The following is a 21,750-nucleotide window of genomic DNA, read 5'->3' on the forward strand; positions in this document are numbered from 1 at the left end:
GGGCACTGAACAAGTTCAGTAGCCGCCCTGCGATTCAGTCTTCGTCGCGCAATTTGCCGAGCAGCCAGCGGCTGCTCGTGCCCTGCACCAGTAGCGAGAAAAGCACCACGCCGAATACCATCGACTGCACCGGTAGCCGAAAGGGCAAGTCCGACGGCAGCGACAGGGCCAGCGCCACAGCGATAACACCGCGCAGGCCGCCCCAGCCCAGCAGCAGTCGCCAGTTGCGCGGTATCGGCGGACCGACAAAGCGTGCCAGTGGACCGGTCACGAAGATTGAAAGTGCGCGCGCACCCACGGCCGCGGCAATAGCAATCAATATCGCGAACCATTGCTGACCGATCATTTCCGGCGTAATCACCAGCCCCATGATCACGAAAATCAGCGCGCGAAACAGCAGGCCCAGCCACTCCCAGGTGGGAGATACATGGGCGAGGTAAGTCTCACGCTGTTCGCGCAGGCAGGCGCGGGCGACCATGGCGCAGACCATCACCGCAACGATACCGGATACGTGCACCACGTGCTCCGCCAGATAGTAGGTGCCCAGAGCAGCGAATAGCAGCGTCACCAGCGCCGCGCCGGCGGCGCCCAGCAACAGAACGACAATGGCGGTCAGCAGTCCGCACAACACACCCACCGCGAGGCCGCCGAATACGGTCACGGCAAAATACATGGTGATAGTCCGCGCATCTTCCAGCGGCTCCCCGGTGCTGACGGCGCCCTCGAAGACGCTGTGACTGACAGCGCCCAATACCAGCGTGAAGAGGACAATCGCCGCGACGTCGTTGAACAGGCTCTCGCCCTTGATCAGGGTCAACAAATCCTCGTTGCCGGATTTCTGGCGCAGCTTGGTCACCACCGCCCCCGGATTCGTGGCGGCAAGAATCGCGCCGGTGAGCAGCGCCGCCTGCCACGGCAGTGTCTCCGGTTCGTTGACACCGAAATAAATCAGAACAGCGATCAACAACGCACAGATGCCGACGCCGAGGGTCGCCATCAGGAGCAGCGGACCCAGCCACTCCTTCAGTTCACGCGGTTCGATTTCCCAGGCGGATTCAAAAATCAGGATCGGCAGTATCACGAAAAACACCAGCTGGTGCAGGTGCTCCGCACGCAGGCTGGTGTTGTAATCGATCAGCGGCAGCAGCATGCCGGCAACGACGCCCGCGATGAAACAGCCAAGGGTATTATCGCTGCGCAGTATCCGCGCCAGCCCGAGGCCGGCCACCGCGGCAGCCGCCATATAGAGTCCCTGGCCCACCAGGGTGGTGATACTTTCCACTATTCGACTCTCCGATCGCTCGCCAGTACCGATTTTGGCTTCACCTCCGGCACCAGTTCGGTTAGCGGCATAGCCAAGCCGCGCTCGTTGATCACCTCCACGTGGTGACGGCGCAGCAGGCGCGGCTCGGGCACACCGCAGGAGTGCGCGATGGTACCGACTTCGTGCACCATATTGCGCGCGTAGCTATTGACCCGCTCGGCCTTGTCCGTGGGATCCAGTCCCTGCTGCAGATCCGGATCGTGCGTGGTCACCCCGGTCGGACAGGTGTTTTTGTTGCACTGCATGGCCTGGATACAGCCGAGCGCGAACATAAACCCGCGCCCGCAATTGACGAAGTCCGCACCCATCGCCAGCGCCCAGGCCACCATCGACGGCGTCAGCAGTTTGCCCGAACAGACAACTTTAATGCGCTCGCGCAAGCCGTACTGGGTCAGCAGGTCTACCACCAGTGGCAGGCTGCGGTTGATCGGCAGGCCCATATAATCCATCAGGCTCTGCGGTGCCGCACCGCTGCCACCGTCGGCGCTGTCGATGGTGATAAAGTCCGGCGCGCTGTCCAGACCGCGCAGCTGGATGCTCTCGCACATCTGGTGCAACCAGTCACTGGAACCGATCACACACTTGAACCCAGTGGGCTTGCCGGTAATACGGCGAATACGCTGCACCATGTCCAGCAGGCCATCGACGGTGTTGAATTCCGGATGGCCATTCGGGCTGATGGAATCCTGTCCCTCCGGGATACCGCGCACCCGCGCAATTTCCTCGGTGACCTTGATCCCCGGCAGGATACCGCCCTTGCCCGGCTTGGCCCCCTGGGACAGTTTCAGCTCGAACATTTTTACCTGCTCGTGCTCGGCCACCGCTCGTAGTTTTTCCTCGGACAGTTTGCCCTCGGCATCGCGCACGCCGTATTTGGCCGTACCGATCTGGAACACGATGTCGCAGCCCCCAGAGAGGTGATAGGAGGACAGCCCGCCCTCACCGGTGTTCATCCAGATACCCGCCTTCTTCGCCCCTTTCGACAGGGCCGTCACCGCCGGTACTGACAGCGCACCAAAGCTCATACCGGAGATATTGAAAATGGAACTGGTGGTGTAGGGTTTGTCCGCATAACCTTCACCGACCGTGACCTCGCCCGGGGGTACCGCGTCTTTCTCCAGGGTGGGGAAAGGATAGTTGAGGAACACCACATCCCCTGGCTGGTTTAGCGGCCGCGTGGAACCGAAGGCCACGGTGGAATCGACGTTTTTGGCCGCGCGGTAAACCCAGCTGCGCTGGGCGCGGTTGAAGGGCATCTCCTCCCGGTCCAGGGCGAAGAAGTACTGGCGGAAGAATTCACCGAGATGTTCGAACTGGTAGCGAAACCGGCCGATGACCGGGAAATTGCGCCGGATCGCCTGCTTCGTCTGGCTCACATCCGACAGATACAGATAGAGCACATAGAGAACCAGCAACACCAGCGCGAAGGCAAACAACAGCGCAAATACTTGTAATACATGAACCGCAAATGTGCGAATCGCGGCTACTGCCTGTAAATCCATCTCACAGCCCCCTGATTTTGGTGGCGATCATTGTATGCCCTGTACCGGCTGCTTGCATATCGCCGCCGCCTCCACTTAAACTGTATATCCATACAGCTAAGAGATGGTATCCTTGGCCAACGAAGATCCGACAAACCCCACTCAGTGCCACAAAGCCCGCGGTGCCGCCAGCAATCTGGCCGGCCGCTTTGTGCCCCATACCAGCACCCGGGAAAACGATGGCTGGCAGCTGGAGCCGGAACCCGTCGAGCGGATACTGACTGAGGCCATTGCGGAAAAGGCCAAGAGCATCATCGCCACCAACCGCTCGCCGGATTTGCCCTTCAGTCAGTCCATCAATCCGTACCGGGGCTGCGAGCACGGCTGCATTTACTGCTACGCGCGCCCCGCACACGCCTACGTCGATCTGTCGCCGGGGCTGGACTTCGAAAGTAAAATTTTTTTCAAACCCGAGGCCGCCGCACTGCTGGAAACCGCCCTGCGCAGGCGCAGTTATCGTTGCACTCCCATCGCGCTGGGCTCCAATACCGATCCCTACCAGCCGCTGGAAAGGGACAAACAGATCACCCGCCAGCTGCTCGAGACGATGCAGCGCTTCAATCAGCCAGTCACTATCGTTACCAAGAGTGCACTGATTCTGCGCGATCTGCCGCTGCTGGCGGAAATGGCGCGGGATCGGCTCGCCCAGGTAGCCATCAGCGTCACGACCCTCGACAACGCGCTGAAACGAAAACTGGAGCCCCGCACAGCCGGTCCGGCCGCGCGCCTGCGGGCGCTGGAGGCACTGGGCAATGCCGGTATTCCCACCGCGGTGCTGGCCGCACCGATGATCCCCGCCTTGAACGACTGCGAACTGGAAGCCATTCTTACCGCCGCCACGGATGCCGGCGCGCAGCATGCCGCCTATATCCTGCTGCGCCTGCCGCATGAGGTTGCGCCGCTGTTCCGCCAATGGTTGGACGAACACTATCCGGAGCGCGCCGCCCATGTCATGAGCCTGGTACAGCAGAGCCGCAACGGCCGTGACTACCAGAGCGACTTTGCCCAGCGCCAGACGGGTACCGGTATTTTTGCCCAGCTGCTGCAGCGGCGTTTCTCAGTGGCGATCAAGAGACTGGGATTGAACCGGCGCAAACTGGCTCTGGACTGCAGCCGCTTTCTCCCTCCTCCCCAGGCCGGCGACCAGCAGTCACTGTTTTGATAGCCAGAGCAAAGTCGCGGTTCCCCCGCGCCGCCCGCTATCGGACAATAGTCCGGTATCAATAGTGGAATCAGAATCTTGAGTGATTGGTTTGTCTACATGATCCGCACCGGTCGAGGTGCCCTGTACACCGGTATCACCCGCGATGTGGTGCGCCGTTTTGCCGAGCACCAGAGCGGCGGCCCCAAAGCGGCCAAGGCCCTGCGCGGACGGGGACCGCTGACGCTGGAATTCCACTGCGCAGTCGCCGACAAATCCGCCGCGCTGAAGCTGGAAATAGAGATAAAGAAGTGGCCGAAGAAGAAAAAAGAGGCCCTGATTGCCGGCAGAAAGGGATTGATACCCGCGGTGTATTTATCAGGGCCCAAAGGGGTAGATGGTGAATCGCTGTAGCGCCCAGTGAATTACTGGACGGTATATTCCAATTGTATGGTTGGCTCCGAGCTGGCCGGGCCGGTAAAGGCCAGGGCAGTGACAAACACCATGGCTGTTGCAAAAATAAAGCGCCTGCACATCACTGACACCTCTCTACTAAATCGTATTTAACACTCTGATGTTAAATAGCTGGATTGAAATCATCTCCCGACCTGTTCCGCCACTGCCGAATCCTGGTTTCCCGACAGCCAGCGGCCCTGTGTCTCCGACGTCAGGCAGGACACCTCGCCAATCTGGCTCTGCTGAATTCTCAGCAAACAGGCGTCGATAACGACTGTGCGCAATCTGTTGGCCGGGTAGCGGACCAGTGCCCCGGCGGCAGCTCTCAAGCGACTCATTGCTCAACCTCCACTACATCCTCTGAAACCCGAACCTGTCCAATCCCGAGCGCCCTGCGCACAAGAGCCGGCAGCGTCGCGGCGAACACCCCCACGGAAACCGCAGCGGTCAACGTCAGGTAGGTGTCCAGCGATGTCTCCATATTCGCCACCAGTGCGATCAGGATACCGATGTAATAATTGGGAACATTGCTGACACCAGTAATGAACTGCATCAGTTGCACGCTGATCGCTGCGAGTAGCAATGCAGCCGGCAGCGCCGTCCAGGCGGAATTCAGATCAAAATTAGCTGCTGCCGACAACGAAACAATGCCGAGGCCGAGGCCGGTAATCGCACAAGCCAGGTTGTACGTGCCGTGGCCAAGCGACGAACCGCGGCTGTAGAAGACTGCCAGGCCGGCCAGCGTGACCCAGACTGGTAACCCGAGCAGGTACCCCGCCACTCCGGCACCAGCAATCTGCACCGCTACCAGTAGCACACCGGCCCCTCGGGACAACGGTGTCGACTCGATACGATGTTCACTCGCAACTGCATGGCTCATGGCAATCTCCTCCCGTTATGGCTCAATGCTTTCCATCGCCAACCGATTTTCACTGACCCGTCGGTTTCCACTTGCACAAAAACGGCCTGGTCCGATGAATCGAAAGCGGTTACTAACTTCCTTTCGTTGCAGCGCATTCTGCCGTTCGGGCCCATAGAGCGGTAGCAGATAACTTCGCGATACTTGCCTAAAATTGCACGCGGTCGGAGTATCCTTATTTCGGCAAGACAAGTCGCTCTAACCCAATAGCAGTCGGTTATAAGTGCCGGTAATTCGCCGCCTGTGCGGCCGGGGGGCAAGGTGATCTGGTCAATTGGCGCGACGATGATGCAGGGACAGGTGCTCGGAGCCTACTTTGGCAGTCACACCATGCTGGCGGGCGGCACCCGCCTGATCCGCCCCATGGTGATCACCGTGTGCATACTCATGTCCCTGAGCCAGATCGCCCGGCATTTGGATTTCACTCTGGGTTGAGATCCGGCTTTGCCGCCAGGCGCGGCTTCATGATTTCCGCCATCCACGCCATAAATACCTGGACCCGCTTGGGCAGGTGGCGGCGATTGGCGTAAACCAGGGATACCGGCATGGGAGCCGGCCGGTACTGCGGCAGAATTTCTTCCAGCTCCCCGGATTCGAGGTAGTGCCGCACACCGGCTTCCGGCACCTGGATGATACCGAGACCGGCGAGACACGCCTCCCGGTAGGCGTCGGTATTGTTGACCGTCAATGCCCCGGCCATCGGCAGGGAATGCTCCGTATCCGGTGATTGCGGGTCCACGTATTCGAAGCCTGCCGGCCGCGCACCGAGGGACAGCACATAGTGCACCAACCGGTGCCCGGCCAGGTCGTCTAGAGTGCGCGGCGTACCGTGCTCAGCCAGATATTCGGTGCTCGCACAGCTCACAAGCTGGTATTCCCCCAGGGGCCGCGCAATCAGGCTGGAATCCTCCAGTTGGCCGACGCGCAGGACGCAGTCGAAGCCCTCGCGCACCACATCCACAAAGCGGTCGCTGCTCGACAGCTCGATCTCCAATCCCGGGTGGCGGCGCAGGAATTCCGGCAATCGCGGTATCACCAAATCGCGGGCCACCGGCAGGGGCATATCGACCCGCAGGCGCCCATGCAGTGTGGCGCTGTCCTCGCGAAACAGATTCTGCAACTCGTCCATATCGGCGAGCAGATCCCGGCTGCGCTCGTAAAAGACCTGCCCGTCCTGGGACAAGCGCACGCTGCGGGTGGTGCGGTGCAACAGGCGCGTGCCCAGCAGTTCCTCCAGTTGCTGCACCGCGCCGGATACACTGGCGCGCGACAGCCCCAGGCTGTCCGCCGCCGCAGTGAAACTGCCCAGTTCCGCGACCCGCGCGAAGATCTCCATCGCCTCGAGCAACTTCATTCCCGCCACCTATTATTCAGTAGATTTGAACAGTCTAGAAATATTACCGACATTTATCCATCAAAGCTCGATCAATAGGATGGGCAACACTAATCCATAGAGCGACGACTGGAGCTGACTCATGAGTGAACGCAAAATCGCATTGATTACCGGCGGCAGCCGGGGACTTGGCCGCGATACCGCCCTGCGCCTGGCGGACAGGGGTGTGGATGTAATCCTCACTTTCCACAGCCGCAACGCGGACGCCGACGCCGTTGTCGCGGAAATCGAACGGCGCGGGGGACGCGCCGTGGCCCTGCAGCTGGACACCGCCGACGCGGCGAGCTTCCCGCAGTTTGCGGACGCGGTACAGGCACAACTGCAGTCCATCTGGCAGCGCGAGCAATTCGATTATCTGGTCAACAATGCCGGGATCGGCGCCAACTCGCCATTCGCCGAAACCACCGAGGCACAGTTCGACCTGCTGATGGCGGTGCATTTCAAGGGCGTTTATTTCCTGACCCAGCGACTGCTGCCACTGATCGCCGACGGCGGCCGCATCGTCAATATTTCCAGCGGCCTGGCGCGCTTCTCGTTCCCGGGTTACAGCGCCTACGCGGCGATGAAGGGGGCCGTGGAAGTGTTGAGCCGTTATTGGGCCAAGGAACTGGGCGCGCGCGGTATCGCCGTCAATACGGTTGCACCGGGAGCAATTGCGACGGACTTCAGCCAGGGAACGGTGCGCGACAACCCTGAAGTGAACGCCTATATCGCCTCGCAGACTGCCCTGGGACGCGTGGGCGAACCGGAAGATATCGGCGGCGTAATTGCCTCGCTACTGTCGGAAGACAACCGCTGGATCAATGCCCAGCGCATCGAGGCCTCGGGCGGGATGTTTCTCTAAACATCGATTAGTGCCGGGCGGGCGCAGGAAGCCCGCCCGGCTCAGCGGGTGCCCGTGCAGGTTGAAGCGGCGGGCCGCTACCAGGGAATTTCACTGCCGTCGTAATTGTAAAAGCGTCCGCTGTGCTCCAGGTCGGCGCCCAGCAGCAGTTTTTTCAGGCCGGCGACACTCTCCTCCACCGAAATCAGCGCATTGGGACCGCCCATCTGGGTCTTTACCCATCCCGGGTGCAAAGCCATCACACTGACGCCCTGCTCACGTAAATCGATAGAAAGGCTTTTGACCACCTGGTTGACGGCGGTTTTGGACGTCCGGTAGATATAGCCACCGCCAGAGGTATTGTCGGCAATACTGCCCACCTTGCTGCTCAATACTGCCATGACCCTGCGCTCGCTGTCGGCCACGTTGCGGGCGAATGTCTCCGCCATCTTGTAGGGCGCGATGGTGTTGGATTCCAGTACCTTGCGCCACTCGTCGACATCCACCTGACCGAAAGCCACACCCTTGGGGCCATAGTAACCGGCGTTGTTCACCAGAATGTCGATGGGCTGATCCCACAGGGCCTTGGACAGCGCGGTCATCTGGTCGTACCTGGTCACATCCAGCTGGAACAGGCGTACATGCGCGTATTTTTCGCGCAGGGCGCGCAGTTCATGGGCTCCCGGTACATCCCGGCAACAGGCGAGTACCTGCCAGCCATCGTCGGCGAACTGGCGGGTCATCTCCAGGCCAATACCCCGGTTGCTGCCGGTGATCAGAATGGTGCCGGGCATAGTGCCTCCTCTTGGGAACCTCTGAATAAGTTTATAGCCTCTCTGCGGAACCTGAAGCGAGCAGGTGCAAGGCCCAGTGCGCCGTGAATGGCCTAGCCATTTGCAAGCGCTGCAATGCAGCAGATACCGCTTCAGGCACCGCCCTGCGGGGCTTGCAGAGCGATTCACACTCGGCGTTGCGGCTCCTTGAAACGTCCAGACATTCCTGCGAAGCCGCGCCTTGATTGTAATCCGCTCTGAAAGCCAGAGAGGCCATAAACTTGTTCAGCGGTTCCCCAATGGTATTCTTGCGCGCTTCGATGTTAACAACTGTATGCCAATGTATTACTCACTGGGCGATCTACTGTGGATATTCGCGCTGTTTCTCGGCGGCTGGTACCTGTGGGCGGGTATGGCGGCCAAGGACACCGTGCGCCGGGCCGCCAGCCAGCACTGCCAGCAACTCGGCGTGCAACTGCTGGACGACACGGTGGTGCTGCTGCGCACCCGTCTGAAACGCGACAATCGCGGCCAGGTGCGACTGCACCGCAGTTACGAGTTTGAATTCACCTCCACCGGCGAGCACCGCTACTCCGGTATCGCCGTGCTGCACGGCCGGCGTATCACCCAGATACAGCTATCCCCCCACCACGTCATCTGATCGGGAACCCCATGAAACGCGGAATCTATCGCCACTATAAGGGCGAGCTTTACGAAGTGATGGAAGTCGCCACACACAGTGAAACCGAGGAGCGCCTGGTGGTATACCGGGCCCTCTACGGGGACTACGGCGTCTGGGTGCGACCGCTGGACATGTTTGCCGGAGAAGTGGAAAAAGACGGACAGCAGCTACCGCGCTTTGCCCTGGTACAAACGTTTGACTAGCGCGACACAACGCGACTAAGGTTGCGTCACCAAAATCAACCGATATAACGGGACAAGGCCACTCGGTGAATACGAAAAAAATAATGATCTACGGCGCCAACGGCTATACCGGCGAGCTGATCGCGCGGGAAGCCGTCGCCAAGGGTTTCCGGCCGATATTGGCCGGACGCAGCGCGTCGAAACTGCAACCTCTGGCCGAAGAACTGGGCCTGTCGGCAATGGCGATCAGCCTCGATGCCAGCGAAACCCTCGAGCGCACCCTGCGTGATATGGATGTGGTGATTCACTGCGCCGGCCCCTTTTCCGCCACCGCAGAACCGATGATGCGCGCCTGTATTGCCGCCGGCACCCACTACCAGGACATCACCGGCGAAATGCAGGTCTACCAGATCGCCCACGACCTGCACGCAGAAGCAAAAGCCGCCGGCATCGTCCTGTGCCCAGGTACCGGCTTTGACGTCATCCCCACCGATTGCCTCGCGGCCGCCCTGCACCGGGCCATCCCCACCGCCACGCACCTGACGCTGGGTTTCGATTCCGATTCGGCCCTGAGCCCCGGCACTGCCAAGACCTCCATCGAGAGCCTCGGCCTGGGCAGCGCCGTGCGCCGCCAGGGCAAGATCGAAATCATCGGTCATGCCGAACTGACGCGGACCATCGACTTCGGCCGCGGCGAGAAATTTGCCGTGGCCATTCCCTGGGGCGATGTGGCTACCGCCTATTACTCCACCGAGATTCCCAACATCGAGGTCTATATCCCGATGAGCCCGCGCCGCGCGAAGAAAATGCAGCGGCTGAATAAGTTCCGCTGGCTATTGCGCAAAACCTGGATGCAGAACTGGCTCAAGGGCAAAGTGGACAAGTCCGTAAAAGGTCCCGCTGAAGAGAAGCGCGCGGAACAGCAGACCTGGGTCTGGGGTGAAGTACGCAACGATCGCCGCGGCGAGCGCAAGATTGGCCGCGTGGTTACCGCCAACGGTTACGACGTCACTGTGCACGGCTCCCTGGCGGTGATGGAATTCCTCCTCGACTACCAGGGCGAAGGTGGCTACTTCACTCCGTCGAAACTGTGCGGTGCCGAGCTGGTAGAAAAGCTACCCGGCTCCGGCACCATCAAGATCGGTATCGACTGATCACACTGTTCCCCTGGCGAGCGGCCACCGGCCGCTCAGCAAATCCCCGCCCTCCCTTTCATATTTCACGGTTCTGACATAAATCGGTCAATTCGGCGCAATATTCGCTTCGTAACTTGACCGCATGCGAAGCCTACCTATCACTCTAAAAAGCGTCGATGTCTCCCTGGTTCTGCACATGGCGGAGCGGGCCACTCGACCCTCATCGCGCAAGCGCTACCTGTGGCTGTCGAAATCCGCCGATGGCTGGCTCTATCTAGTTTCACCGCTGCTGGTTGCCGTGGCCACCAGTGTCGCCGCCGCGGTGCAGTTCTTCACAGTCTGTGGCGCGGCCTACGCGGTCGAGCGCTCGCTCTACTGGACCATCAAGAACACTACCCGGCGACTGCGCCCGCCCCAGGCCATTCCCGGCATGCGCTCGATCATCGTCGCTCACGACCGTTTCAGCCTGCCCTCGGGCCACACCTCCGGCGCCTTCCTGTTCGTGACCGTGTTGTCCCAGACCCTGAGCCCGGTGTGGCTGCTGGGCTATTTCTGGGCCGCCGGTGTGGGCACTTCGCGCGTGGGTCTCGGCGTACATTTTCCCACCGATGTCTGCGCCGGTGCCGCCCTCGGCACCAGTGTCGGACTCCTGATCAGCGGAGCCTTTCTGTGAAAATTCTCTACGGGGTACAGGGCACCGGCAACGGCCATATTTCCCGCGCGCGAGCCATGGCCAAAGCCCTGCAGCAGTATCCGGAACTGGAAGTGCAGTGGTTGTTTTCCGGCCGCAGTCCGGAAAAACTTTTCAGCATGGAAATCTTCGGTGACTACTGGTGGCGCGAAGGGCTGACCTTTGTCCACCGCCGGGGCAAGATCAGCCCCACCGCCACGACACGGCAGCTCAATCTGCGCCGTCTGCTGCGAGACATCCGCGAGCTGCCAGTGGACGATTTCGACCTGGTCATTAGTGACTTTGAACCCGTCTCCGCCTGGGCGGCAAAGCGTCGCGGCAAACCCAGCCTGGGGCTTGGGCACCAGTATGCTTTCAACTTCCCGATACCTGCACCACGCTTCAACTGGATGGCGCGCAATATCATGCGCGTCTTCGCCCCGGTGCAGATGAGCCTGGGCATGCACTGGTATCACTTCGGGCACCCGATTCTGCCGCCCATTGCCCAGCCGCATGTGACGGATACACCCGTTAACAGCGAGCACATTCTCGTGTACCTGCCGTTCGAGCACCACGAACCGCTGCTGCGCGAGCTGGCACAACTGCCCTGCCAATGCATTTTCTACGGCGCCCCCACGGATCTGCCCGCCGCGGCCAATATCCAGCTCAAGGCGCCGTCGATCGAGGGCTTCCAGCGCGATCTGGCCAGCGCCCGCGCAGTGATCTGCAACAGTGGATTTGAGCTGATCGCCGAAACCCTGACGCTCGGCAAACCAATTCTCACGCGCCCGCTGAGCGGCCAGTTCGAACAGGAAGCCAACGCCCAGGCCTTGCAGGAATTGCAGCTGGCCCGGGTCGTCGACCGCGTGGACGCTCCCACTGTCCGCGCCTGGCTGGACGACCTGCCGACCGGCGTGCGTATCGAGTGGCCGGATGTGGCCGGCCACATCGTGCAGTGGCTCGCCGGAGGACGCCGCGAGACCCCCGCACAACTCACCGAGCGACTGTGGGAACAGGTGGTACCCGGTCGCGGTAGCAGGATGGCGGCTCCCGCCCAGGCCACCGCCGACTAACTCCCTGCACCGCTCGGAAACGGCAATTACCTGACAGGTCATTGACGACGCCCCGCCGCAACCGTTTACTGCTCGTTATTCGGGATGCGAAGCCGCAGCTGCGTGTCCGGCGACATTCAAAGCGGGAGCAGTCATGGCCGAACAACTTATCAACGAACGCGATATCGAATTTCTGCTGTACGAATTTCTCGATACGGCACAGCTGCTGGAGCGACCGCGCTATCGCGAGCACTCGCAGGAAATCTTCCGCGCAACCCTGAACACCGCGCGCACCATCGCGGAAAAATATTTCGCCGACCATTACACCAAGGGTGATGCCAACGAGCCCACCTTCGACGGCGAGCGGGTACACCTGATCGAGGAAACCAAGCGGGCCTGGGACGCCTTCGCCGAAGCGGGCTTTCTCGCCGCCCACTACGACTTCGACGAAGGGGGCATGCAACTGCCCGAGGTGATCCTGCGGTCCGCCCTCGCCTATGTCAGCGCCGCCAATGTGGCGACTGCCGGCTATCCCTTCCTCACCCTCGGCGCCGCGAACCTGGTGCACGCCTTCGCCGACGATGCGCTCAAGGCGCGCTTCCTGCCGCCGATGATGGATGGGCGCTTTGCCGGCACCATGGCACTGACCGAACCGGATCAGGGGTCGGCCCTGGGGGATATCCGCACCATCGCTGAGCCGGCGGAAGATGGCAGCTACCGGATTCGCGGCCAGAAAATGTTTATCTCCGGCGGCGACCAGTCACTGACGGAAAATATCGTGCACATGGTGCTGGCCAAAATCAAAGGCGCCCCCGCCGGGGTCAAGGGCATTTCCCTGTTCCTGGTTCCCAAATTCCTGCTGGATGAAGACGGTAACCCCGCCGGTCGCAACGACGTCAAGCTCGCCGGCCTGCTGCACAAGATGGGCTACCGCAACACCACTTCCACGGTGCTCAACTTTGGTGAAAACTGGGACGAGGAAGGCGGCGCGGTTGGCTACCTGGTGGGCGAGCCACACAAGGGACTCGGCTATATGTTCCAGATGATGAACGAGGCGCGCATCGGCGTGGGGTTCGGCGCGGCAGTGCTCGGCTATCGCGGCTACCAGCACTCGCTACAGTATGCGAAGGAACGCCCGCAGGGACGCCTGCCGTCCAACCGCGACCCGTTGTCGAAACAGGTTCCAATCATCCAGCACGCCGATGTGCGCCGCATGTTGCTGATGCAGAAAGCCTACACCGAGGGTGGTCTGGCGCTGTGCCTTTACGCCACGTCACTGTTCGAAGACCAGCGCACCGCGGCCACCGAAGAGCAGCGCCAGCGCGCCGCTGCCCTGCTCGACCTGCTGACACCCGTGGTGAAGTCATGGCCATCGAAGTACTGTCTCAAGGCGAATGAACTGGCGATCCAGGTACTGGGAGGCTCCGGCTATATCCGCGAGTATCCCCTGGAACAGCTCTATCGCGACAACCGCCTCAATCCGATTCACGAAGGCACCGAAGCCATTCACGGCCTCGATCTGCTCGGTCGCAAGGTCCCGGCCAACCAGCTGATCAGTTACCAGCTGCTGCAGGAGGAGATACGCAACGCGATCATGCGCGCCCGGGACCGCGACACCCTCGCCCCACTGGCCGAGTCACTGGAACAGGCGCTACAGCAACTGGACGACACCACCCTGGTACTCATGGGACAGCTGCAGAAGGATGTAGACCTCGGCCTGGCTAATGCGACGCTCTACCTGGACGTATTCGGCCGCGTCGTGGCCGCGTGGATCTGGTTGCGCCAGGCGCTGGCCGCGGACGCCGCACTGACCGACGGAATCAACGAGGAAGACGCGCACTTTTACCGCGGCAAACTGCAGGCCGCGCGCTTCTATATCGAGTGGGAGTTGCCGGAAATCGGGCCGCAGCTGGCGTTGCTTGCCAGCGGCAACGCGGTGCCGTTTGAAACGCGCGAGGAGTGGTTCTGAGACTGGAGCAACCGCGCGGCAGCAGTCAAAACCACCGGCGTGCGCAGCGATGTCGATTCAGAACGCCACCCAGGCCTCCACGTAGACAGTGTCGTTGTCATTGGCGTCGCGTCCGCTGCCGTCGTAGTTCCTGCTCGCACCATCAAACTTGTTGTAGCGCGTGTACTGCAGGGAAAATTTCACATTGCTTCCAGGCCAGAATTTAGGCCCCCCCTTTTTGTTTAGGGGCATATAGTCGAGCTGCAGTATCCAGCCGAAACTATCCGGAGAACCGGTGCGATTATCGGCATAGAGCAGCGTGTCGGTATCGCCACCGATGCGGAAATACTGCAGCGTGGCACCATAGGTTTTGTCAAAAAAATAGGAACCCGTGGCGGCCAGGTTCCACAGGGCACCCGTTGAGTTTTCAGCGAGCCCGAGCTCCTGACTTGCGTCCCACTCTTGCCGCTCACGCAGGCCGCTGAACATCACGGTCACGTCGTGGCGGTCCTTGGCGTACTGGTATTCGAAATCCAGGCCGATATCCAAATAGTGATCGGTACCGGCGCTGGAATCGCGCTCGGGAAAGGTGTTGGCGGATAAGCCAAAGGTCCCGATTTCGAGGCGGTGATCACCCCGGGACAGTTCTTTAGCCAGCCGCCAGTAGGGCGCCGGATTATCGATCTGCGCTTCCCCCTCCGGATCCACGCCCAAATCCGACTGCACCCTGGCCGAGAGGCTGTCGTAGCCACCGAGGTCGAGATACACGGAGTCATCCAGCCATAAGTAGCCTCCGAAACCGGCGACCTGCTGGGCCAGCGCGCCGCCCAACAGGGTCTCCGCATCTGGCGTCGGCGCGAGCCCCGAACCGGAATAGGGAAAACTCCAGACCGGGGTGGTGTTCCACAAGTCCTGCATTGTAGGGCTGTTATTCAGGTACAAACCGTAGTCGAACTTGTGCTTTTCCGTGCTGGCACTGTCGGCAAATCGGAACTCGGCATTATCCCAGGACCAGGCTTTTTCGACTCCGTCGTAAGTGGACTGGATAAATACGCCAAATTTGCCGAGTGCAGCGGATTTATCCGCTAAAGGGCCGAAGAGTCTTCCCGCATAAAACACGCTTCCCTGAGTCAGGGCGAAGTTGTCATTGTCATCGAAGCCCGGACCGGCGCCGCCCGGCTGCCCCTCGGCAGTGTGAGTGAAGGATGGCTGCAGCATCATCGCCAGCGGTGGCATTTTGCTCTGCCCGGTACTGAGCGTGTACCCCTTCAATTTAAAGTCCCGCCCGAGTTCGCTGAGCTGGGGATAGGTTGTGTGACAGGCGTGACAGGCTATGCCGGTCTGCCGGTAGAAGCTGGGCACCGCGTAGCTGGCGTTTGGCAGACAGAGCACGCCGCTGACGCAAAACAGCAGCAACACGTGAATTGGACTTAGGGCCTTTGGCATTGGCATTCCCCTTCCGTGGGACTCACTGAAACAAGCTGGCGCTCCACGGAACGGGGCGACGGGCCTGAGGGCTAGCGGACAGAATCTCATCGCCGCCGGAGACTGGAAACGGGAAGCTAATAGATGCCGTGGCAATACAGGGCGCGTACGGCAGTGGCTGCAATGGGGATCTGAAAAATGAGTCTGGAAGGACTTTGCCGGCCGCGCCAGCGCTTGCCGCCAAACTCGACAGCTTTACGAGGGAGCGTCCGCCGCAGCAGTCACATCGTTAGTGCGTCGTGGCGAAATATCCAGAGATCACTCAGAGCGCGCGGTAGTCCGGGATCGGCCGACCTTTTACCGCCTCGTAAAGTGGCGCCTTATTTTCATGGGTGAAGATAAGCGATATCGGCGTGGGATCTCCCACCAGGCGATTGATCGAAGTGTAACTACCCATCACAACGAGCTTGTGCCACTTGATTTCTGTATTGCCGTTACTGGCCCGTTCCGGATTCAGGGTCGGATCAAACAGCAGGCCCCGGTGGTGCCTTTTCCTGCTCGAGCGCCGGTCGATAAGGTTGATACGGTGCAGTTGATAGGCGGTCTGCTCCACAAAACTACCCTGGTAAGACACCAGGTCAGAGATACCGATGGTGTGCTCTCTGCCGTCATACTGATAGGTGCCGGAAACCCGCAGCGCTTTCAGATCATACTGCTTTAGCAGCGCACTGATTTCAGACGCAGTCACGCTCTGCTTGAATTCGAGTTGAAAGGTGCGCTTGGCATCCGGGTCTGAAGCCAGCTCGCTTGTCAGCTCGTCCATATCAGCGGGGTTGAGAAGCTGACCGGATACGGCGGGGTAGGAAAGCGCGACCAGAAGGGCCGACGCCAGCAGGTTTTTCAGGCTCATTTCGACCTCCCTGTGGAAATGCAGCCTCTTGATAGTACAAGCTACCACTTGCAATTCAAGGTGAGCCCAGGGGAGGTCGCGCTAAATCGTGACGCTGATCTCAGCACCACCGAGGGGCGACGGGGATACGTTGATCTCGCCGCCGTAACTCTCGACGATATCCAGCACCACCGCCAGGCCTATGCCCTGCCCTACCTGTTGCTCATCTGCGCGCACGCCGCGCTGGGTTACCTGCCGCCACTGGTCGGCGTCGATACCCGGACCGTTGTCGGCCACGGATATGTCCAGCTTGCGCTCATTTTCGCCGTTGCGAATTCTGACCTGCAATTCGCCGCCACCGTACTTGTAGCCGTTGTCGAGCAGGTTGCCGAGCAATTCCATCAGGTCGCCTTCGTCGCCATAAAACAGCGTGTCTTCGGCACATTCCAGCAGAACATCTGCGGGCTTGTCGCGATACACCTTTTCCAGCGCATCGAGAATTTTTCGCGCCAGCGGCGCGACTGGCACGCCGCGCAGAATCGATTTCGGTGAACTGGTGACAGCCCGCTGCAGCTGGTAGCTGATGATGCTGTCCATACGTTGCACCTGCTCGATCAGGTTCTCGTAGGCCACGCGGGAGTCCCGGGAGAAATTGAGCCCCTTCAACACTGCCAGTGGCGTTTTCAGGCTGTGCGCCAGGTCCGCCAGCGTGTGCCGGGTTTTCTCTCGCTGGCGGCGCTCATTTTCAATCAGCAGATTCAGGTTGTCGGTGAGTGGCTTCAGTTCCCGCGGAAAATCTCCCTGCAACTTGTCGCTGCCGCCCTGCTGCATTTTCTTCAGTGAGCGCGCCACAGAAGCCAGTGGCGCCAGGCCCCAGCGCAGCACCAGCCACTGTGCCAGCACCAGCATCAGCGCCCCGATACCCAGCCAGCGCCACAGCGTCGAACGGAATTGCTCTACCTGCGCCCTCAGTGGCGCCGCATCTTCCAGCACCATGAAGGTGTACTGCTCTTCATTATCGAGCCCCCAGGCAACGCCCTGGCGGAAACTCAGATAGCGGTCTTCCTGCCCAGGCAGGCTGACCTCGGAGAAAACCTTGTGTCCCTGGGGCAGCGGGTGGGACGGCAACTGGGAGATCGCCAGCGCCGACCCGGAACGCCAGATAACCCGTCCGCGACTATCGGTGACGGCGCCGATCAGGCCGGAGTCCGGCTGGTTGAAGCGCTGTTCCGGCAGCACCGGCGGAAACTGCAGGCTGTCGTCGCCCGGTTCTGCCACGGCCAGCAACGTGAAAATGTGCAACTGCAGTTCGCGCTCTTTGGCCGCGTGCAGCGACGTGCGGAAGGCGTGCTCAAGCACACCGGAAAACAATACCAGAAAGGCCACCAGCACCAGGCTGGTGACCAGGGACAGGCGTCCTTTGAGGGATCTGAACCACGAGGAAAACAAGGGAGGTGCGACCGTCAGCAGTTATTCGGGGGCAACAAAGCGATAGCCGCGGCCGCGCAGTGTCTCGATTGGCTTCAGTGCCGCCGCCGCGTCAATCTTCTTGCGCAGCCGGCCGATAAATACCTCGATGACGTTGCTGTCCCGGTCGCAGTCCTGCTCGTAGATATGCTCGGTCAGTGCCGTTTTGGAAACCACTTCATCCGGGTGCAGCATCAGGTATTCCAACACCTTGTACTCGAACGACGTCAGTTCCAGTTCACTGTCGGCGACGGTCACCCGCTGCGCACTGGTATCCAGCACCATGGGGCCGGCCTTGATGGTCGGCGACGAGAATCCCGCGGAACGACGCACCAGTGCATTCAACCGCGCCAACAGTTCCTCGGTATGGAAGGGTTTTACCAGGTAGTCGTCGCCGCCGGCCTCGAGGCCGCCAACCCGCTCCTGCCAGTGTCCGCGAGCCGTGAGGATCAGAATGGGAAAGTGCTTGTCTTCACCGCGCAGGGTGCGGATTACTTCGATGCCGTCCAATTTCGGCAGCCCCAGGTCCATCACCGCCACATCGTAGGGAAACTCGCGGCCGAGATAGAGGGCCTCTTCACCATCCGGGGCCTCGTCCACCGTGTAGCCGGCGTCGCGCAGCGACAGCGCCAGTTGTTGGCGCAACAGTTCTTCATCCTCTACCAGTAGAGCGCGCATGCGACTCCCCCCTGCGATTCAAAGTTTGATACTGGCCGGGCTTCAAAAAGGTTGCCGGCCCGACACCGCGACCCCCTAGCGGGAGATACGACCGGTGCGCTTGTCCACATAGACCACGTAGACCTGGCTTTTATCCGAAAGACCCTTGACCCGGTACATGCTTCGGCCTTTCCGCTGCACCTCGGAGATTGCCAGAATCTTGCCCCCGAAGCGCTTTTTCACCCGGGCCGCCGCTTCATCGCGGGATATTTCCCGCTGCTGAACCCGCAGGATTTCGGGTTGCCAGCCACGGTGCTCGAAGGCGGCGCGGGCCTGCAGCGGCGAGGCACCCAGGCAGAGCAGCCAGGCAATAACAAGGAGGTGGGGCCGGAATGCGAGGCGGCGCAATGTCACAATGAAACTCCTCAGGTTCACGATATTCGATCCATCTGGGCCGAGGCCCACTACAGAGCGGGCGAAACTTCGACGCGAACCCGGATTCTATCGCCGGGATGCTGTTCGGTGCGAGTCAAATACTCGCGGCCATTATAGCGATAGCGCACATCGTAACCGACCAGCTCCCGGCGGGTAGTGAATTCATCCACTACCTGGCAGCGCTGTTCTGTGGCGTACTGCGTGGGCGCGTTCGCACGGCTGATCTCGTTGCCGATCATCGCGCCGACTGCCGCACCCGCCACAGTGGAGGCACCGCGGCTGTGGCGGCGGTAGTGATGGCCGTGACCACCGGCCTTGTTACCAATGGCCGCGCCGATCAGGCCACCGATCAGGGCCCCGGCGGGCGAGCGCGGCTGCTGGTATGCTACCTGCTGGTCCCAGCACTGGGTGCGCGGCGTGCGTACCTGCACGTCGTTGTATACCGGCGTGACCGAGGTGACCCGGGCGAAATCGTAGCCGTCACCGGTCTCGTATGCAGGGTAATAGCCGCTGTCGCCGGCACTGGCCCAGGCGCTGAAACCCACCAGTCCGGCTACCAGGAGCCCGGCGAGAAGTTGTTTGTAGAGTTGCATGATCGATCTCCCGTTGATCATCGATGGGAGCACTTTAAGGCAGCGGGTCTGAATCAAACCTGAACTGGCCCCGCCATTGCCGTCAGCAGCCCTTCGCGCCTCTTTCCTGACGCGGTGCAGGCGTTCACGCTGTTCGGGTGCCTGTTACCGCCACTGGTCCCGCAGACACCGCCGCTGTCAGCTTTGCAGCCGATCGCCACGGCGATCCAACCTATTGTTATTGCGCTTGACCTTGCGGTCGAGATGCTGTGTCGGTGTGCCATCGGTGGCGGTCGGGACGGATCAGTTGGTCAGCAATAATGCCTTTCCGCTAAGCCCCGGTGGTTTGGGTTCGGCGCCGAGACAGTGCCGCGTCAGCGCCATCACCAGACGTACCAGCTTTATGATCCAGATCGGGGCGATGAGTACAAACTGTCCTATCTGCGCGCCGGCTTCAGGGTGCCTTCAATGCCTCGATCTCGGCTTCGAGACTGGCTTCCGTCTGCGGACCTACCAGTGTCTTGCGCCACTTCCCATCGCGATCGATGACAAAGGTAGTGGGCAGCACCGTCGGTCGCGGCTGATTCCAGCGCGCAGCCGGCTCCTCCGCGAGTATCGGGAAGCGAATATCCATCTTCTGAGCCTGAGTCGCGGTTTTTTCTGCGGGCAGTTGATCGAAATTGATGCCGATCACCCGCACATTGTCGTTGGCGCTGTCGAAGTGATTGAGCTCCGGTATTTCCTTGCGGCAGGGCTTGCACCACTCGGCCCAGTAATTCACCAGCAGTACCTTGCCCTCGGTATCGATCCGCTGGCCATCGATCCCGGTCAGTCCATCGCCGCCCTGCTCACACCCGCTTATTGCGACGGCCAACCACAGAAAGGCTGCCATTCCCATCGACATCTGACTTGGCTTTACTGCTCTCAGATTCACTTTTGCTTCTCCCCCGCTTACTTTTGCTCTTGCCGCCTTTTTCGGACGCACTGCTTTTCACCGGGGCTTTTTCCTCTGTCGCAGCTGTCTCTTTTTCCATGGCCCCGCGAAACAGTTCCCCCAGATCCAGCTGCAGCTTTTCCTGCGAAAATGTTTCCGTATCGACAAAGCGCCGCTCGACTTCTTCATACCAGGGCTGATCGTGCAATGCCTGGTGGCCGTATGCGGGTATTGGGGCCGGGTTCAGCCAGTGCACCAGCTCCATCAGCGAGATGGAATCCAGGTCCCGCTGCAACACGTAGTCGTTGCGCTCCGTCTGCGTAATGATTTTCTGATCCTGCAATACCTGGCGGATGCGCCGCCACTGCGCCGGCTTGATTCCCGCGCGGGAAATGTCCTGCTCGCGCACAGCCTGACCGTTTTGATACTTGCGGAAAAACTCCCACAACAGGATCAGTGTCGCCACGACATCGGAATATTTTCGCCCGTGGGTGGCCGCGTGATAGGCGGACAGAGTGCGCACCAGCACGCAGCCGGCCAGCACAATCATCCACATCAGGTAGATCCACATCAAAAACAGCGGCACAAAGGCAAATGCACCGTACACAGCCTTGACCGAACTGCGCGCGACAATCGCCCCGAACAGCTGCTTTGCCACCTCGAAGGCGCAGGCCGTGATCGCGCCGCCGACGAGGCCGTGACGCAGGGGCACGCGACAGTTGGGCACGGCAATAAACAGCAGGGTGAAAGCGATGGCCGAGAATATCCATGGCAGGGCGCGCAACAGGATCGCCACCACACCGAGGCCGTCACTTTCCGGCAAAAACATCCTCTGCGAAAACAGGTAGGTGGAGGCCGCAAGGCCGGCGCCGAGCAGAATGGGGCCGAGGCTGAGAATCGCCCAGTACAGCAGGAAACTGGAAACACCGCGGCGCCCGCGCGGGATATCCCAGATCGCATTGAAGGTGACTTCGATATTGCGCAACATCAATCCCGCCGTCACCAGCAGGATACCGATACCCGCGCCGGTGAGACGCTGCGCCTGGGAAGAAAAGTTGCTGATATATTCCTGCACTTCGCGACCGCTCTCGGGTACGAAATGGGCAAAGATCTGTTCCTGCAACTTGCTCTCAAGTCCGGCAAAGTCGGGGAATAAGGACAGCATCGCATAGCTCACCGTTACCAGTGGCACTATTGCAAACAGCGTCATGTAGGTGAGTGCAGCCGCACTCTGGCGACAGTTCTTTTCGTTAAATAGCGTCCACAGGGAAGTGAAAAAGCGACGCCAGCGATGCACCAGTTCCGTCATGGTGATTCCGTCTTGTTGTTGT

The 21,750-nt window shown here is 60.6% G+C and carries 24 protein-coding genes; 10 read left to right on the forward strand and 14 right to left on the reverse strand.

What is annotated here, in order from left to right; all coding sequences use genetic code 11:
- Positions 1 to 34 precede the first annotated feature (34 nt).
- The gene (locus IG168_RS00195; protein WP_193161112.1) at positions 35 to 1,282 is read right to left on the reverse strand and encodes a cation:proton antiporter; all 1,248 of its coding nucleotides are present in this window, start codon (positions 1,280 to 1,282) and stop codon (positions 35 to 37) included.
- Positions 1,282 to 2,826: an FMN-binding glutamate synthase family protein gene (locus IG168_RS00200; RefSeq protein ID WP_193161113.1), complete on the reverse strand. Its 1,545-nt coding sequence runs from the start codon at positions 2,824 to 2,826 to the stop codon at positions 1,282 to 1,284. Before IG168_RS00200 ends, IG168_RS00195 begins: the two co-directional genes overlap by 1 nt.
- Before the next feature lie 112 nt (positions 2,827 to 2,938).
- Between IG168_RS00200 and IG168_RS00205 the strand changes: the two genes are divergently transcribed.
- Positions 2,939 to 4,027, forward strand: a complete 1,089-nt coding sequence (locus IG168_RS00205) for a PA0069 family radical SAM protein (protein ID WP_404931978.1) — start codon at positions 2,939 to 2,941, stop codon at positions 4,025 to 4,027.
- A gap of 78 nt (positions 4,028 to 4,105) precedes the next feature.
- Positions 4,106 to 4,420: a GIY-YIG nuclease family protein gene (locus IG168_RS00210; RefSeq protein ID WP_193161115.1), complete on the forward strand. Its 315-nt coding sequence runs from the start codon at positions 4,106 to 4,108 to the stop codon at positions 4,418 to 4,420.
- 182 nt (positions 4,421 to 4,602) lie between these two features.
- Here IG168_RS00210 and IG168_RS00215 read toward each other — a convergent pair whose 3' ends face one another.
- Both IG168_RS00215 and IG168_RS00220 read right to left on the reverse strand, forming a co-directional pair.
- Positions 4,603 to 4,800, reverse strand: a complete 198-nt coding sequence (locus tag IG168_RS00215) for a hypothetical protein (RefSeq protein ID WP_193161116.1) — start codon at positions 4,798 to 4,800, stop codon at positions 4,603 to 4,605.
- Positions 4,797 to 5,342, reverse strand: a complete 546-nt coding sequence (locus tag IG168_RS00220) for a DUF1097 domain-containing protein (protein WP_193161117.1) — start codon at positions 5,340 to 5,342, stop codon at positions 4,797 to 4,799. The genes IG168_RS00215 and IG168_RS00220 overlap by 4 nt, the downstream gene beginning before the upstream one ends.
- A gap of 300 nt (positions 5,343 to 5,642) precedes the next feature.
- On the opposite strand from IG168_RS00220, the gene IG168_RS00225 reads away from it, so the two are divergent.
- On the forward strand, positions 5,643 to 5,816 hold the full coding sequence (locus IG168_RS00225) for a hypothetical protein (RefSeq protein WP_193161118.1): 174 nt from the start codon (positions 5,643 to 5,645) through the stop codon (positions 5,814 to 5,816).
- On the opposite strand, the gene IG168_RS00230 is transcribed toward IG168_RS00225, so the two are convergent.
- A complete protein-coding gene (locus tag IG168_RS00230) occupies positions 5,803 to 6,735 on the reverse strand; it encodes a LysR family transcriptional regulator (RefSeq protein ID WP_193161119.1) in 933 nt (310 codons plus the stop codon). The two genes, IG168_RS00225 and IG168_RS00230, sit on opposite strands and share 14 nt — an antisense overlap.
- Positions 6,736 to 6,856: 121 nt before the next feature.
- On the opposite strand from IG168_RS00230, the gene IG168_RS00235 reads away from it, so the two are divergent.
- Positions 6,857 to 7,618, forward strand: a complete 762-nt coding sequence (locus IG168_RS00235) for an SDR family NAD(P)-dependent oxidoreductase (protein WP_193161120.1) — start codon at positions 6,857 to 6,859, stop codon at positions 7,616 to 7,618.
- Positions 7,619 to 7,695: 77 nt separating this feature from the next.
- Here the strand turns inward: IG168_RS00235 and IG168_RS00240 are convergent, their stop codons facing one another.
- Entirely contained in the window at positions 7,696 to 8,391 is a 696-nt protein-coding gene (locus IG168_RS00240) for an SDR family oxidoreductase (protein ID WP_193161121.1), read from the reverse strand.
- Between the two features lie 319 nt (positions 8,392 to 8,710).
- Here IG168_RS00240 and IG168_RS00245 point away from each other — a divergent pair, with 319 nt between their 5' ends.
- The 6 genes from IG168_RS00245 to IG168_RS00270 all read left to right on the forward strand — a co-directional run bounded on the left by IG168_RS00245 (position 8,711) and on the right by IG168_RS00270 (position 14,061).
- Positions 8,711 to 9,031, forward strand: coding sequence for a DUF3301 domain-containing protein (locus IG168_RS00245; RefSeq protein ID WP_193161122.1), 321 nt, complete (start codon positions 8,711 to 8,713; stop codon positions 9,029 to 9,031).
- A gap of 11 nt (positions 9,032 to 9,042) precedes the next feature.
- Positions 9,043 to 9,255, forward strand: coding sequence for a DUF1653 domain-containing protein (locus IG168_RS00250; RefSeq protein WP_193161123.1), 213 nt, complete (start codon positions 9,043 to 9,045; stop codon positions 9,253 to 9,255).
- Between the two features lie 65 nt (positions 9,256 to 9,320).
- The gene (locus IG168_RS00255) at positions 9,321 to 10,388 is read left to right on the forward strand and encodes a saccharopine dehydrogenase family protein (RefSeq protein WP_193161124.1); all 1,068 of its coding nucleotides are present in this window, start codon (positions 9,321 to 9,323) and stop codon (positions 10,386 to 10,388) included.
- Between the two features lie 124 nt (positions 10,389 to 10,512).
- Positions 10,513 to 11,043, forward strand: coding sequence for a phosphatase PAP2 family protein (locus IG168_RS00260; RefSeq protein ID WP_193161125.1), 531 nt, complete (start codon positions 10,513 to 10,515; stop codon positions 11,041 to 11,043).
- Complete coding sequence (locus tag IG168_RS00265) at positions 11,040 to 12,113, forward strand: MJ1255/VC2487 family glycosyltransferase (protein ID WP_193161126.1); 1,074 nt, start codon at positions 11,040 to 11,042, stop codon at positions 12,111 to 12,113. Before IG168_RS00260 ends, IG168_RS00265 begins: the two co-directional genes overlap by 4 nt.
- Positions 12,114 to 12,246: 133 nt before the next feature.
- On the forward strand, positions 12,247 to 14,061 hold the full coding sequence (locus IG168_RS00270; protein ID WP_193161127.1) for an acyl-CoA dehydrogenase: 1,815 nt from the start codon (positions 12,247 to 12,249) through the stop codon (positions 14,059 to 14,061).
- 57 nt (positions 14,062 to 14,118) lie between these two features.
- Here the strand turns inward: IG168_RS00270 and IG168_RS00275 are convergent, their stop codons facing one another.
- From IG168_RS00275 to IG168_RS00310, 8 genes are all read right to left on the reverse strand, one after another.
- Positions 14,119 to 15,486, reverse strand: a complete 1,368-nt coding sequence (locus tag IG168_RS00275) for a cytochrome C (protein ID WP_193161128.1) — start codon at positions 15,484 to 15,486, stop codon at positions 14,119 to 14,121.
- Between the two features lie 301 nt (positions 15,487 to 15,787).
- A complete protein-coding gene (locus IG168_RS00280) occupies positions 15,788 to 16,375 on the reverse strand; it encodes a hypothetical protein (RefSeq protein ID WP_193161129.1) in 588 nt (195 codons plus the stop codon).
- Between the two features lie 81 nt (positions 16,376 to 16,456).
- Positions 16,457 to 17,803 (reverse strand): ATP-binding protein, encoded by a 1,347-nt coding sequence (locus IG168_RS00285; protein ID WP_193161130.1) that lies wholly within the window; start codon positions 17,801 to 17,803, stop codon positions 16,457 to 16,459.
- A gap of 21 nt (positions 17,804 to 17,824) precedes the next feature.
- On the reverse strand, positions 17,825 to 18,499 hold the full coding sequence (locus IG168_RS00290; RefSeq protein ID WP_193161131.1) for a response regulator transcription factor: 675 nt from the start codon (positions 18,497 to 18,499) through the stop codon (positions 17,825 to 17,827).
- 75 nt (positions 18,500 to 18,574) lie between these two features.
- Positions 18,575 to 18,892 carry a PepSY domain-containing protein gene (locus IG168_RS00295; RefSeq protein WP_193161132.1) on the reverse strand — a complete coding sequence of 106 codons (318 nt, stop codon included), beginning with the start codon at positions 18,890 to 18,892 and terminating at the stop codon, positions 18,575 to 18,577.
- Positions 18,893 to 18,942: 50 nt separating this feature from the next.
- Positions 18,943 to 19,506 carry a glycine zipper 2TM domain-containing protein gene (locus IG168_RS00300; protein WP_193161133.1) on the reverse strand — a complete coding sequence of 188 codons (564 nt, stop codon included), beginning with the start codon at positions 19,504 to 19,506 and terminating at the stop codon, positions 18,943 to 18,945.
- 433 nt (positions 19,507 to 19,939) lie between these two features.
- Positions 19,940 to 20,377, reverse strand: a complete 438-nt coding sequence (locus IG168_RS00305; protein ID WP_193161134.1) for a TlpA family protein disulfide reductase — start codon at positions 20,375 to 20,377, stop codon at positions 19,940 to 19,942.
- A complete protein-coding gene (locus IG168_RS00310) occupies positions 20,334 to 21,728 on the reverse strand; it encodes a YihY family inner membrane protein (protein WP_193161135.1) in 1,395 nt (464 codons plus the stop codon). Before IG168_RS00310 ends, IG168_RS00305 begins: the two co-directional genes overlap by 44 nt.
- Positions 21,729 to 21,750 lie beyond the last annotated feature (22 nt).

Source organism: Microbulbifer hainanensis (genome assembly GCF_014904735.1).
Taxonomy (GTDB): Bacteria; Pseudomonadota; Gammaproteobacteria; order Pseudomonadales; family Cellvibrionaceae; genus Microbulbifer; species Microbulbifer hainanensis.

Excerpts from the sequence above, each read along its gene's own strand:
- IG168_RS00200 (WP_193161113.1), bottom strand. The coding sequence starts at position 2,826 with ATGGATTTACAGGCAGTAGCCGCGATTCGCACATTTGCGGTTCATGTA.
- IG168_RS00215 (WP_193161116.1), bottom strand. The coding sequence starts at position 4,800 with ATGAGTCGCTTGAGAGCTGCCGCCGGGGCACTGGTCCGCTACCCGGCC.
- IG168_RS00220 (WP_193161117.1), bottom strand. The coding sequence starts at position 5,342 with ATGAGCCATGCAGTTGCGAGTGAACATCGTATCGAGTCGACACCGTTG.
- IG168_RS00230 (WP_193161119.1), bottom strand. The coding sequence starts at position 6,735 with ATGAAGTTGCTCGAGGCGATGGAGATCTTCGCGCGGGTCGCGGAACTG.
- IG168_RS00235 (WP_193161120.1), top strand. The coding sequence starts at position 6,857 with ATGAGTGAACGCAAAATCGCATTGATTACCGGCGGCAGCCGGGGACTT.
- IG168_RS00240 (WP_193161121.1), bottom strand. The coding sequence starts at position 8,391 with ATGCCCGGCACCATTCTGATCACCGGCAGCAACCGGGGTATTGGCCTG.
- IG168_RS00245 (WP_193161122.1), top strand. The coding sequence starts at position 8,711 with ATGTATTACTCACTGGGCGATCTACTGTGGATATTCGCGCTGTTTCTC.
- IG168_RS00250 (WP_193161123.1), top strand. The coding sequence starts at position 9,043 with ATGAAACGCGGAATCTATCGCCACTATAAGGGCGAGCTTTACGAAGTG.
- IG168_RS00260 (WP_193161125.1), top strand. The coding sequence starts at position 10,513 with ATGCGAAGCCTACCTATCACTCTAAAAAGCGTCGATGTCTCCCTGGTT.
- IG168_RS00270 (WP_193161127.1), top strand. The coding sequence starts at position 12,247 with ATGGCCGAACAACTTATCAACGAACGCGATATCGAATTTCTGCTGTAC.
- IG168_RS00275 (WP_193161128.1), bottom strand. The coding sequence starts at position 15,486 with ATGCCAAAGGCCCTAAGTCCAATTCACGTGTTGCTGCTGTTTTGCGTC.
- IG168_RS00280 (WP_193161129.1), bottom strand. The coding sequence starts at position 16,375 with ATGAGCCTGAAAAACCTGCTGGCGTCGGCCCTTCTGGTCGCGCTTTCC.
- IG168_RS00290 (WP_193161131.1), bottom strand. The coding sequence starts at position 18,499 with ATGCGCGCTCTACTGGTAGAGGATGAAGAACTGTTGCGCCAACAACTG.
- IG168_RS00300 (WP_193161133.1), bottom strand. The coding sequence starts at position 19,506 with ATGCAACTCTACAAACAACTTCTCGCCGGGCTCCTGGTAGCCGGACTG.
- IG168_RS00305 (WP_193161134.1), bottom strand. The coding sequence starts at position 20,377 with ATGGCAGCCTTTCTGTGGTTGGCCGTCGCAATAAGCGGGTGTGAGCAG.
- IG168_RS00310 (WP_193161135.1), bottom strand. The coding sequence starts at position 21,728 with ATGACGGAACTGGTGCATCGCTGGCGTCGCTTTTTCACTTCCCTGTGG.